The sequence below is a fragment of the Streptomyces caelestis genome (assembly GCF_014205255.1).
GTDB lineage: Bacteria > Actinomycetota > Actinomycetes > Streptomycetales > Streptomycetaceae > Streptomyces > Streptomyces caelestis.
On record NZ_JACHNE010000001.1, the window covers coordinates 7,249,794 to 7,262,606 of the forward strand.

10 protein-coding genes are annotated in these 12,813 nt (G+C 65.6%); 1 reads left to right on the forward strand and 9 read right to left on the reverse strand.

Annotation, left to right across the window (positions count from 1 at the left end):
- Positions 1-75: 75 nt before the first annotated feature.
- From HDA41_RS32895 to HDA41_RS32930, 9 genes are all read right to left on the reverse strand, one after another.
- Entirely contained in the window at positions 76-3,228 is a 3,153-nt protein-coding gene (locus tag HDA41_RS32895; RefSeq protein WP_184990460.1) for an RNaseH domain-containing protein, read from the reverse strand.
- Between the two features lie 39 nt (positions 3,229-3,267).
- Positions 3,268-6,579 (reverse strand): hypothetical protein, encoded by a 3,312-nt coding sequence (locus tag HDA41_RS32900; RefSeq protein WP_184990462.1) that lies wholly within the window; start codon positions 6,577-6,579, stop codon positions 3,268-3,270.
- Complete coding sequence (locus tag HDA41_RS32905) at positions 6,576-7,823, reverse strand: restriction endonuclease-related protein (protein WP_184990464.1); 1,248 nt, start codon at positions 7,821-7,823, stop codon at positions 6,576-6,578. The genes HDA41_RS32900 and HDA41_RS32905 overlap by 4 nt, the downstream gene beginning before the upstream one ends.
- A 9-nt stretch (positions 7,824-7,832) precedes the next feature.
- Entirely contained in the window at positions 7,833-9,137 is a 1,305-nt protein-coding gene (locus HDA41_RS32910; protein ID WP_184990466.1) for a helix-turn-helix domain-containing protein, read from the reverse strand.
- Positions 9,138-9,314: 177 nt separating this feature from the next.
- Entirely contained in the window at positions 9,315-9,515 is a 201-nt protein-coding gene (locus tag HDA41_RS41770; RefSeq protein ID WP_268251511.1) for a DUF317 domain-containing protein, read from the reverse strand.
- A gap of 12 nt (positions 9,516-9,527) precedes the next feature.
- Positions 9,528-9,944, reverse strand: a complete 417-nt coding sequence (locus tag HDA41_RS41775; protein WP_230299553.1) for an SPDY domain-containing protein — start codon at positions 9,942-9,944, stop codon at positions 9,528-9,530.
- Positions 9,945-9,996: 52 nt separating this feature from the next.
- On the reverse strand, positions 9,997-10,353 hold the full coding sequence (locus HDA41_RS32920; protein WP_184990468.1) for an SRPBCC family protein: 357 nt from the start codon (positions 10,351-10,353) through the stop codon (positions 9,997-9,999).
- Complete coding sequence (locus HDA41_RS32925) at positions 10,259-10,624, reverse strand: helix-turn-helix domain-containing protein (RefSeq protein WP_230299558.1); 366 nt, start codon at positions 10,622-10,624, stop codon at positions 10,259-10,261. Before HDA41_RS32925 ends, HDA41_RS32920 begins: the two co-directional genes overlap by 95 nt.
- Before the next feature lie 200 nt (positions 10,625-10,824).
- Entirely contained in the window at positions 10,825-11,661 is an 837-nt protein-coding gene (locus HDA41_RS32930; protein WP_184990470.1) for an ATP-grasp domain-containing protein, read from the reverse strand.
- A gap of 185 nt (positions 11,662-11,846) precedes the next feature.
- Between HDA41_RS32930 and HDA41_RS32935 the strand changes: the two genes are divergently transcribed.
- Positions 11,847-12,637, forward strand: a protein-coding gene (locus HDA41_RS32935) for an IS5 family transposase (RefSeq protein ID WP_376706867.1) whose coding sequence is annotated in 2 segments (ribosomal slippage) — positions 11,847-12,177 and positions 12,177-12,637 — 792 coding nt in all. Because the reading frame shifts where the segments join, the coding sequence is not laid out codon by codon here.
- The last annotated feature ends 176 nt before the right edge of the window (positions 12,638-12,813 follow it).

The following is a 12,813-nucleotide window of genomic DNA, read 5'->3' on the forward strand; positions in this document are numbered from 1 at the left end:
GTCAACCTTGCGTGGCTGATCGGAGTTGATCGCGTGAGGGGGCTCTGGGTGCGGAACGCTCGTGCGTGCCGGTGTTCAGCGGGCTCCGGTTGCTGAGTCGATGATGTCCTTCTGTTCCTGGTCGGCGTCCCTGTTGCTGGGGGCGGATCGCCTGTACTGGGGGTGGTCGAGGTCCATCTGGAGTGCGGCGTGCAGGGGGGCGGGGTAGCGGGTGCGCTCGGACCAGGCCATGGCCTGGTGGGAGAGGCTGGCGGTGGCTCGGGCGAGGTCTTCCCGGGAGTAGCGGGGGTTGGTGAACATGGGATTGATCTCGCGGGTGGTGATGGAGTGCCAGTTGCCGTTGAGTTCACTCTCACCCCGCGCATCCCTCTCGTCGCTGGCGCGCCAGCGGGTGCGGCCGTCCCCGAGGCGGCTGCGGTTGTGGGTGCGGGATTCGCTGAAGAGGAACCAGGGGTGTCCCTCGGGCCGGTGGCCGGGCCAGGCGAGATACTGGCTGACCTTGATGAAGGGGTCGAGTCCCTTGGCCAGCCGGCTTTTGGTGGTGCCCTCTTTCTCGGCGTAGACGAAGCGGGGAAGTTCGTCCTGCATGGTGTTGACGCGGATGTAGCTGATCGGGTGCAGACGCTCGTCCGCGATGTCCTGGTGCGGAGTCCACAGACGCCTGTCGTCCTCGGGCAGGCTGTCGGGGGTCAGGCCGAAGCTCCTGTTGTGGAAGCCGGGGTAAATGCGACGCCATGCATGGCCATCGAGCATGACGGCGAGATCGAGACCGGCCATTTCGGGCCTCTGCTGGAGCTGTACCAGTGCACGGGCAGCGTCGCTGCCGACCTCGCACCACCGGTCCATTCGCGTCTTGCTCGCGTCTCTTTCGTTGTGCAGGGGGTAGTTCTTGGCGTGGAAGGCGGTGTTCGCGTCGTAATACGGGGCCCAGGTGTTGGTGATGTTGCTCCAGCCGAGCATGGTCCACACGCCGCCGGGTTTGATGGGTGGGATGAGCACGGCAGCAGTGGTGATCCAGAGGGGCTCGCCCCGGTAGAGGTTGCTCTTGGTCTGCATACGGCAGTGCAGGCCGCAGTAGGCGATGCGGGGCAGCGGGTCCTTGTCGGGGTGCAGGATGGCCTCGTACCGGTCGTCGACAACGCCGAGGCTGCGGTGCATGTCAAGGACAGCGGCGAACGCGGCGTGGTCCTTGTGGTACTCCTTCTTCTGGGGCTGAATCTCGGTCAGGACGGGTGCGGCCGTTCCCTTGCGGTACTGGAGCTTGGCGCCGATGGTGAATTGGCTGGGCACGCGTGCTTCAGCGAAGAGACCACGCACCGCGTGCTTGGCGTCCTTCTCGTTCCTCTCGGTCTCCTCAGCCCTCTTCCGGGCCATGCGGCTGCCGTTGGCCGGCGTGCTTGCACCGTCCTGGTCGGTGCGGGGCATCTCGGTTTCGCACCAGACAACCAGGCGGGTCCCCGGCTCCTTGTGCCGGTTGATGATCGCGTTGACCTCAGCGCGGCGGATGCCAGCGCGTCCTGTGCCGTGCTGAAGGAGTTCTTCTGCCTTGTGAAGCACCAGGCGAATACCGGGGCGGAGTTCGACCTCGCTGAGTGAGGGTTTGATCGTCTCGGGATCGATGCCATAGGCGCAGGCGAGGGCCTGCACCATGCGCCGCCGCGTGGGGTACCGGTACCACAGGCCGAGATACACCAGCTTGATCTCACCCTGCTTTTCGATGGAGCGCTGGATGGATTCTGGGGAAGGGAGGCCGACCTTGTCCTGGAAACGGGCAGCTGCCTTCTTGCTGCTCTCGTCGTCGCTTGCCTTCCCCTGCGCCCACTGCAGGTGGGATGTGTCCTGGAAGTACCGCTTGCCGAAGCCTTTGCTGTCACTGACCAGGGTCATCACGGGTACCGCGCCGCTTTCGCTTTCACTTTCGCCGTTCCCGGTCACTTCCGGGGCGAAGGAGGCGTGGAGGTGCTCCATGATCAGACGGTGGTGATGGGTGCCGGTGCCGGTTCCGACACCGTTGCTCTTGGGCATGGTGGCGTGCAGGGGCCGGACCTTGCCGGGCGCCTCCATGGTGAGTGATTTGCCGCTGCCGCGTTTGTCGATCTCCGTATTGGCCCGGGTCTGGACAGCAAGCAGACCCGTGTGGTCGACGTCCAGACGGGCGGCGATCTCCAGTCCGTATCGGTTGGCGGACTTCAAGCCTCCGGGGCCGTCCAGCTTGAGAGAGAGGACCGGCTTGTCACCGCCGCAGTCGACCATGGCCGTCTTGGCGTAGATGACGGCGTTGCTGATGCGCCGGTTGCTGCCGTGGAAGTGGATGACGGGGTTGGCGTAGCCGGTGAAGGTGGCCATCTTGGTGTCCACGCGGGAGAGCGCGTAGTCCCGGGCGCTCCAGTCATCGGGGAGTTCGGACCAGTTGTCAGCGATCTGTTGTGTCGCTTCGGCGCTTGGGGGGTGCCCGATGTGTGCGAAGGCGGGTCCGAAGGGGTGGTCCCAGGCGATGACGCTGCCGTCGCTGAGTGGCCGGTAGGCGAGAGTGGCGGCGGTTTCGGTGTCCTTTGCCCAACCCGCTTGGCGGGGCTTGGCCGTCTCCTCTGGTTCCCTCTCGTCCTCTGGCTGTTCGGACTCCTTGCTCTGCGGCGTCACCGGCTTCATGGCGTACTCGGTGAAGGCAGTCCCGGCGAACTTGTCGGCCATACACCAGCGCACGGCCTGGTAGGCCCAGCCAGGCGGGTTGGGGGCCAGGGTGCCGCGGTTGAGGATGGCATCGGCCAGGGAGAGCTTCGCCGGCGTAGTGGCACGGACAAGGCCCGGCAGCGTGGACTTCCCGGTGTCGGATGCGCTGTCGAGCGACGTGCCCTTGACCGCGGCTTCGAGGTAGGTGAACAGCTTGGCGAGCTTGCCGGGGTCGATCTCCTTGAGGGAGATCATGTAGCGGAAATGCTTGTCGAGGTGGACGTAGCCCTCGGCGAGGGCTTGCAGGGCGGTGGTGGCGATACTGAGCGGCCACAGCATCGCCACGTCCACACCTTCGGGGAGATTCTTGTTCTTCCGGCTCTCCCCAGCCCACGCACCATACTTGTGCCACTCGACGAGAATCTCCGGCTTGTCTTTTCGTCCTTCTCCACCGAAGTCGCTCCAGTCGTGGAAGGACCACACGTACGCGTACTGGCCCGCCAGCACAGCGTCGTTCAGGAGGAGAGAAGAGGTGTAGATGGTGGTGAGCTTGGCCATGCGGCTGCCGGAACCTCTCTTCGATCAGACCGGCCGGGGTCAGGAAAACGAGTGCGAGACCTCGGCGTAGCGCAGGAATTCGATGATGGCTCGACCGTACAAACGGTTCATCATCTCGCGTTCCTCCGGTGACCAAGCATCGTAGATGAGTCGAATGACCTCTGCGAGTCCTGTCGTGTATTTGGTGCCCAAGGCGGCCTGATCGACTATGAATAGATCCATGTCGGTGTCGCCGCGTCGTGCCCGTCCGGCGAGTTGGATCAGCTCCACGAGCATGGAGCTGATCAACTCCATCTGAAGATCTTGATGCATGCTGGAGAACCGCGTGGGAGAGCGCAGGATTTTCACCAGGTGCTCACGGGATGCGGTGCGGGCGCGCTCGATCGCCTCGTATGGGTCGTCCCCGCTGAAGGAGCGCGCGGCACGTTGGCCGCATGCGTTGACGCTGCCATGCATCCATGCTGGGTCCTCGATGCTGAGGACTGGCCGGACGCACAGGTAGACGTCGCTGATGGCCGAGCGGGTCTCGACCACGATGTTCAGGCCGCGGGCGATCCGGGCCATGGGGGCGATGAGGATGTCGCCGAACTCGTGAAAGTCCTCCAGTTCCTCGGCGACGATCGCGCGCACGCCCTTGGGGAGGATGTTTCTGTACTCCGCGAGATCTTCACGGCGCAGCAGCACGCAAACGCGATGTGTCATCCCCTCCGCCTGCGCCATGCCGATGGCGAGGTAGAGCCCTTGCTTGTAGCCGTTGACCTGGAGGATGCATCGGGCTCGGTCGGGGTCGTTGCGGGCAAGCCAGTCGAGACGCCCCCGAAGCTGTTGCTCGTAGATCGCCTGGCCCATCTCCCGCAGCGCTGAGAGCTTGTGCTCGTCGTAGAGGCCGGCGATCTGGATTCCCTCTCCGCCTGGCACCTCGCTGTTGGTGACGGGCAGTCTGTTGGCCCTGATGGACTCCTTGACGTCGGGCATCCACCAGGCCACGGGAGCGTGGACGTGCTCTCCGGAGGCGTGGGGGAAGAACGCAGTGGCCGACAGGCCAAGGACGGGACGTCGTACCCCGGCTGCCATCAGCGAGGTCAGACGGCCGAGTTCGCTGATGAACGTGTGAGGGTCACCGATGGTGGCGCTCTCGCGGAGTTCGGCTGTCGGCTTGCTGTCGTCACCGATTCCAGTCACCTGGTATCCGTGAATGTCGCGGCCCAGCATGCCGGTCGGGTACAGCTTGGAGACCGTGCTCCGGTAGGTCATGGCGAGGATGTCCCGGGCTGCGGCGCTGTCGTGGTCCTGGACCTTCTGCGCCTGTTCACGCAGGAGAGAAAGAGCCTGTCCCAGTTCCAGCAGGATGGCGCGCACGGTGATGAGGTTGACGAGACGGGCACGTACGGTGTCGTCGGTGACCGTCTCCTCAATGGACTCGTGCATGGCCTGCTTTACGGGAAGCAGGTTATGCCGGCCGCGTGGAGAGACAAGGTCGTAGAGCTGGTCTGTAAGACGCTCCCAATCGGCTCCCTCCGGCATCGGCAGCAGCTCCACGGGCTGGTCTTCGTCAGAGTCTTTGCCGGGCATGAGCTGGTTGAGCAGGGTAAACAGCTCATCGGAGATCGGCTCGTCGACGTCATGGTCATCGGGGAACAGGTAGTTGATGATCTCCCGGTCCCGGGACGTCGCGGTCCGCCATCCCTTGTTGTCGCGGTAGGCGTCGTCCTTGTCGTCCCGGGCTTTGCTGAGCGCCGGCGGATTGAGGATCAACTGTTTGTTCGCCAGCCACAGAAGCAGGTTCTCGGCCGTCAAACGGGCATGGCTGAGAGGGTTCGTGAGCAGCTCGCGCAGGTGCGGAGGGAGATTGCGCCTGTCATCATCGACGAGGTCCAGCAGGGACTTCTTCATCAGGGACGCGAGGACCGCTTCCTTCGCGCATCCCTTGATGGCACTCAACTGGAGAGCGTCCACCTCGTCCACGACGAGCAAATGACACATGCGTGCCATTGCTTCGAACACGGACGCTCCACGGGTCCCTCGCGGCTTGTTCTGGAAGGAATCGCCGTCGAAGACGACTCCGGTTCGCAGAGTTCCTTCCACGAAGTTCATGTGGTTGGTGACGATGACGCTGGCACGGGTTGCCTCGTAAAGAGGCCGGAACTTGTCGCACACCGGGATGAACGGACAGGCGTAGGTGCCACCCTCTCCGGGCTTGCTCAGCGTCAGGCAGTTCTCCTCGCCGGCCGGGAACGGGTCCTGGACCGTCATGTACGCCTTCTGGGCGCATGCGTAGCCCACCTCGGCGAGATCTTCCAGGTTCTTACCGTCCCACTGCTCGATGGGCGTGTCCTTCATGAGCGCCCCGTACTCCAAGGCACGTTCGTGGCGCTTGGCCGGGGACATCAGCGCAGCGCAGGTCTTGGGCTCAGGGAATTCCTCCAACTGGTACAGCCAGTCAAGATCGCTGCCGATATCCCGCTTCATCTTCAAGGTGGCCTTGACGTCCGGGACGACAATCCCCAGACTCAGGTCCCGCTTGGCCATCAGCGCGGCCAGCACCCGCACCAGGACCGTCTTCCCGCTGCCGGTGGGCGCGTTGAGGATCTGGAAGCTCCCGTTCATCAGCCCAAGGGCCTTGACCTTGCCGCTGGGGCAACGGAGCTTCTTCAGGAACTTCTTCACGGTCCGGCGGATGTACTTGGTCCCGGCCTTGCGTTCGGGACGGCTGAGGAGCTCGGCGACCTCCAGGATCTCCTTCTTGCTGAACGAGAGCTCGGGTATCTCAGGGACGGTGACGATGTGGGGAAGGGCGTCGTGACCAGGGGCCTCGGTGAAGTCCGGGGCTGAGGGGAAAGTGAGGCCGACAGCGGCCCGGCCGAGATCCTTGCCGAGGTAGGCGACGCGGGTCGTGTAGTGGCCGGGGCCGGCGAATTCCAGCGCGCGCGGACGTTTGCCCATGGTGTAGTAGCCGCGAATGATGCTGTCGGCGTAGTCCAGCGGCGGCTCGGGCAGGTAGCAGAGCACGTGCCCGGTCGCGCCGTCGGAGGGCAACGCAAACAGTCCGTCGGTCAAGTCCACGGAATGTTCGCTGTCGTCGCCCAGCATGGCCCGGAACGCGACGCGGACAGCGTCGGCCGACGTGTAGGAAGAGGGCAGCTTCCTGATGACGCGCGCGAAGACGCGGTATTCCTCCGTGGTGAGCTGGTCCCATTGTTTCAACGACCAGGGTTTGCGTTCGGCGAGCAGGGCCACGTGCCGGAAGGACGCGATGGGAGTGCCGTCGTCGCTGGTTGCCGGGAAGAGGTGACTTGCCAGGGCGAACGCGGCGAGGAGGGCGTCCTGCTCGAGGGAGCGTCCGCTGCTCACATGTACTCCTTCAGGCGGTCGGTGAACAGGGCCAGGAAGTCGGACGCGGCCATGGCCGTCATACCAATGCGTTCACGGTGAATGACGGATGTGAGGTAGCCGACCTGCTGGCGGCGGTGGTCGGGCACTACGAGCCAGGTGGCTCCGCCCTTGTCCCCGCGGTCCTCGATGAGCTTCTTGGCCAGGGTTCCGGGCCAGGTGTAGTCCTTGACGTCGATGGAGAAGACGACGGTGTCACCGTCTTTGACCTCGATGTCGACGCGGTCGTTGTCGGGCCAGACCTGGACCGTCAACCGTGTCCCGGCAGCGGCTTCCTTGAGGACGTCGGCAAGCCTGAGTTCCGGGAGTCCGGGGATGCAGGTGCTGCGCCAGACACGTCGCACCAGCGCACGGTATCCCTCAGCAGGCCGAGCCCTTGGGGTTTCACGCGATGCTCCCGTATAGAGCGGCATCTCGGCCTTGCTGGGGATGTAGATGCGGTCCTCGGCATGGAGGACCGGGACCTGGTCGCGGGTGGCAGTGAAGGTGAAGCGGGCTCCGGTGTCCTGATGCCACGGGTAGAGGCACCTGACGGCGTAGGTCCTGCCGTCGTCGTGCGGAATCACCTGCATGGGATAGGCGCAGGCGGGACATCCGAACCACCACTGCCGCTTGTAGAGGCAGTAAGACGGGATGTCCTGATAGAAGACCTGAGCCACGGCAGGAGGGAATCCGAGTTCCTCCAGCTGTTCCTTGTCGCAGACAGGGTATTCGATGATGTTCCGGCGGTGCCGCTCGTAGAGGCCGCCCTTAATGGCTTTGAATACTTGCTCCTGGCCGAACTCACTCTCGAGCTCGAAGTGAGTGAACCTCTCCCCGCGTCGCTGCTTCTTGTCGGCGATCTTGAAGATCTCCGCGGCTTCCCATAGCAGGTCGCAGCCCTCCTGAGTGGACACGCCCACACTGTCGAGGAAGCGGAGGTTACGCAGGGGGCCCGTGAGTGCCTCTTCGGGGAAGATACCGACGAGGCTTCCGGCCTGGTCCCCGGAAAGACGATCGAGAAGGTCCCGGAAGGTGACGCGGTGGCCGGGGCCGACCGTCGCCATGATCACTCCCTGGGCCTCCATCAGCTTCTCGACGCGCTGCCCCGAGGAGAGACCGTCGTTGTAGCGGGCCTCCTCGCACAGTACAAACGCGCTGGCGGCCCGCAGGACTGTCTCGTCGAACTGCCATTGGTCAGTGTGTGCTTCGCCGTGCTCGGACATGCGGGCAGCCTACGAGCCACCACTGACAGTCGGGGTGCGGTACTGCGGCGGGATGAGGTCTTCGAGGCCGTCGGTGGGAACCGTTGGATACAGCTCGCGGTACTGGGAGAGGTAGTCGGCGATGTGTCTCCAGCCGGACGCTGAGGGATACCAGGCGTGCCGCCCCCAGGTTGCTCCGTCGGGGAGTCTGTGTTCGAGGTAGCCCCGAGAGGGTGCTTCCTGGCCGGGACCGGTCTTGACCGTCAAGTGGAGGCGAGCCCGGCCGACCAAGTCGTAATCGCCGCCGTGCTGACTGGCATAGGCAACGCGCACCAGTGTCCGCCACAGCCACACCGACATCATCGGGGCGGGAGCGCTCTGGCTACGGGAGACGCCGAGGCCGGCGCGCGCAACCGCTCTGCCCCGCTTGGTCATCTCGACCCGGGTCCGCTTGATCAGCCCGGCTCCGGGGATCGTGACGGTGTCGTGGTGAACAGTGATCAGGCCGCGCCGATTCAGCGCCGCGATGGAGGGGCCGGTGCCGGGGTCATGGACGCCGTGGTCGCGGAGGCGTTCCTGAAGACGGCTGTAGCCGGTGATCTCCGGCGGGGCGTAGAGGGCGAGCGTCATCTTCCGCCACTCGGCGGCGGGGCGACGCTGGCCGGTGTGCGCGTGGCGCTCACGTTCTGCCTGCTGTTCTTCTGTGTCTTGGAGGAAGCAGGCTTCCAGGTAGATCCGCTGGCGGTCATTGAGACCGTTCCAGGTTTCCATGAGGGAGGGGCGTTCCGGGCGGGGGCCCGGCCTCGGCAGCACCGGGGCGGGCTCGTCAGGCCGGGTTCTGCGCCATGCATCAACGACCACGTGCTCGGGGAGCTTGTACACCAGGGCGAGGGCCTTGGCCAAGCGGCCAGCGTGCTCGGGCGTGGAACAGGCTGTACCGCGTACGGGCAGGTCACGTTCAAGGCGGAGCAGCTTGGTGCCGTCAAAGCTGATACCGCGCATGACTTTCCTGCCGGACACGGCCTGCGCCGCGTGGTCAGCACTGCTGAACCCGGCTTCCCGCCGAAGATCGCGGAGAGTCGTGCTTCCCCTGGGGCGGCTCGTGAGGTAGTGAACATCGACCTTGAAGAAGCTCACCAGAGCGTGCAGCTGGCGGGCTTCCGGTTTGCGCTGACCGCTCTCCCAGTAGGCAACAGTTCGCTGAGTGACGCCGACTGCGTCGGCGACCGCGCGACGGCTCAGTCCCCCTAGTTTCCGTAGCTGCCGAAGAACCTCAGGCTTGAACGACTCTTCTCGGCCCATACCGCTCCAGGGAACCGCATGGAACAGTTCCATGCAACCGTCCATAAACAGCTAGAGTCCAAAAGATCCAAGAAAGACAGGGATTCATCTTCCGGAGTGCGCCAGTCAGGGCTCAGCGAGCCTGGGTTGCGCCCGTGCCGCGCGATAGCCAGCCGCCTGGCCATGGCACGCGCAGTGTTCGAGGGGATGGGCACCCGACCTCAAGCCCTGTCAGCGGGATCGGCTGGCCTGTGCCATGGCTGCACTCGGAGGCGGTGCTGTGGGGGTGGTGATGAGGTGCGCGGTGTGCTTCACCTTCACGGGGGTGTGTGTCCGGGGTCCGGTGCCGTGGGCGAGGCTCTCGGCGAGGTCGGCCAGCAGCGAGCTGGGGGTATAGAGGGATGCCGTGACGTTCCAGGTTGGGCGGTCGATGCTGGGGCCGGCTCAGATGGTCCAGGCGACGAGCGTGCTGTTCGGCTGCTGGGCGGCGAAGGCGTCGAACTGGATGCCGGCGTCCCCGGTCGGGTTGGTCCAGCGGATCCAGCGTCCGTCGACGGTGTGCTTCCATCCGGCGTCGGTGAGGGGCTTCGTGGCGGCGGTGACGGTCTTGTCGCCGACGGGGTTTCCGATGGCGGTGTCCCACGCGTCGCCTTCGGCGAGGTGGTGCAGCAGGGTCTGGAGCGCGGGGGCGGGGGCGGTGCCGGTCGCGGTGAGGTGCCACATCCGGTCGGAGACGGGCGTCTCGTACGCGGCCACGGTCCAGGAGGTCTCGCGGGGGCCGAGGTCCAGGCGCTCGATGGTGGTACGGGTGAGCGGTTCTCCGGCGGCTGCGGCGGCGTAGGCGGTGACGGTGGAAGTCACGGTCACGTCCTTTCGGATGGTGCTGCGTGGGGGTGCGACTGCGCCGGTGCGGTCAGCTGAGCGTCTGGTGCAGTGCGGCGATCGCGGGGGCGTAGGCCTCTTCGGTGACGGCGGTCACGGCCTGCTGGGGGGTGTGGCCGTCGGCGGCGTCGAAGGTGGCGTGCCAGGTGAGGAAGGCGCCTTGGGTGTCGGCTATGGGCCAGACCCGCATGGTCGAGCGGTAGCCGCTCACCGGCAGCGGGGAGTCGAGGATCTCGTAGGTCAGGGCGCGGTGGGCGTCGTCGAGGCCGACGAGACGCTCGCGGTAGGTGCTGTCATCGGTGCCGGTGAGCACGCGGACCGCTCCGGGTGCCGATGGGCTGTCGCCTTCGGTGATCTCGCTGGCCTTGATGGCGGGGTGCGAAGACATCGGCCAGCGTGTGCAGGCGTACCCCGGCCTCGCCGGGCACCGCGAAACCACGCGCCGCCAGCAGCGGGCGGATCTCGTGGACGGCCCGGGTGACCGTGGAGCGGTCGACTCCGTAGAAGAGGGCCAGGGCGGCGTGCGGGAGCTGGAACCGCAGGACCACCAGAGTCGCGATCACCCGATCGGTGAAGACCAGTTGATGGCCCGGCCCGCCTTCGGCGCGCAGCCGTTTGTGGCCTCGACGTTCCCGCAGCCGCGAGTTCTCCCGCGCCATCCATCCCGGCGCCAACTCCGCGATGAGCGAACCGAGTCGACGCCGGGAGATGCCAGTGCAGGTACGGTGCGAGAGAGCCGTACGGGCCATGGCAGAGGTGACAATCTCCCCAACTCGTGCGGCTCGCTCTGCGTTCCGGCCCAGGCCCTGCTGTGACATCGATTCCTTGAGCGCATCACTTTCCGGACCCGTAAGCCACCTCAGGCGCGGGGGTGAGCGTCCAGGAAACGGTGGAGGGATGCCGTCATACTCGCCACGAAGGAGTCACGGGTCCGGTCGGAGACCAGGTCCAGGGACAGGTAGGGGTTGAGGTCCTCCAGCTCGACGAGGAGTAGCTCGCCTTCCCGGGTGCGGCAGGCGTCCACGCGCTGGATGCCGTGGTCGAGGGTGTTCCAGTCGATGAAGCGCCGGGCGAAGGCGAGGTCGGCGTCGGTGGGCTCATAGGGCTCAAGGACCCAGCGCCGCTCCGGATCAGGGGCGTGAAGGGCGTACTGGAAGGCGTCGTCGACGTAGTAGAAGGACACCTCGTAGCGGAAGTCGATACGCGGCTGGACCAGGATGTCACCGTAGGCAAGGCCGCCCAGCTGCTCCCGGGGCACGAAGGCCAGGCCGATGGAGTCCGCACCTGCCTTCGGCTTGACCGCGTAGTGGCCGACCTCGGGCAGCAGGTGCAGGTCACTGGGTTGGTCGATGGTGGGGATGACTGGATATCCGGCGGCGGTCAGGTCCAGCAGGTACTGCTTGCCGGCCATGTCGCCCCGGCCGGACAGCGGGTTGTAGATCCGGGTGCCGCGGGCCGTGGCCTGCTCCCGGAAGGTGTCATACTCCTTCTGGTAATGGAGCACGGGCCCGCTGTTGCGGACCACCACCACGTCGAAGGCGTCCATCAGCGCGGCGGCATCCAGCGGGTGGCACAAGGCGATGTGGAAGTCGTCGCGCAGCCGGGAGGTCAGGAAGATGTCCTCGTCGCAGTAGCGCCGCCCCCGGGCTTGATAGGCGAGGTCGGTCACGAACAGAACTCTGCGACGGTCAGGCATCGTGTATCTCCTTGAGACGGTGACACCAACCTACCTTTCCCCCGGGAGACGGTCTCGGGCCGCCGCGTGGTCGCGGGATGTCAGCACGCCTCCTAAGAGGTCCTAACAGAAGTTGTTGATCAAGTGACCATCGGGCTTGTCTGCTCGTTGGTCGGGTCGTGGGGAAACGTCAGTCGCGGCCGTGGATCGTGTCGGACGAACTGTGGTCGCTCATCGAGCCGTTACTGCCCGAGCCGGGGCCGAAGCTGGTGGCGGGCCGGCCGCGAGTGCCTGACCGGCAGGCCCTGTGCGGGATCCTGTTCGTGCTGCACACCGGCATCCAGTGGGAGTACCTGCCGCAGGAGCTGGGCTTTGGTTCGGGTATGACGTGCTGGCGACGCCTGGCCGCCTGGAACGAGGCCGGCGTGTGGGACCAGCTGCACTTGGTGCTGCTGAAGAGGCTGCGGTCGGCGAAGCAGCTGGACTGGTCGCGGGCGGTGATCGACTCCTCCCACGTGCGGGCGGCCCGCAGAGGCCCAAAAGCGGTCCCAGCCCGGTCGACCGCGCACGGCCGGGCAGCAAACACCACGTCCTTGTCGATGGCCAGGGCGTCCCGCTCGCTGTGTCGCTGACCGGCGGGAACCGTAACGACGTCACCCAACTCCTGCCCCTGCTGGACAAGGTCCCACCCGTGGCCGGCGTCGTCGGACGGCCACGCAGACGGCCGGACATGCTCTTCGCCGACCGCGGCTATGACCACGACAAGTACCGGCGGCTGTTGTGGGAACGCGGTATCCGGCCCGTGGTCGCCGAACGCGGACAGCCGCACGGCTCCGGCCTGGGCATCTTCCGCCGGGTCGTCGAACGCACCATCTCCTGGCTCCACGGCTTCCGCCGCCTGCGCATCCGCTGGGAAAGACGCGACGACATCCACGAAGCCTTCCTTGGCCTCGCCACCTGCCTCATCACCCACCGACACGTCCAACGCCTTTGTTAGGACCTCTAAAGGCTCCTCGATGTCGTTACCGCTCAAATAGGTGTCCCAGACTTCCGCTGGTCAAGGTTGGGTCACACACGCTCAAGATCCGATGTCACAGGACACACGCCACGATCGCTGTCGTGCACCATGCCGTAAGCCTCTGCCATGGTTGCTCCTGGTGATGTCGGGCCGGC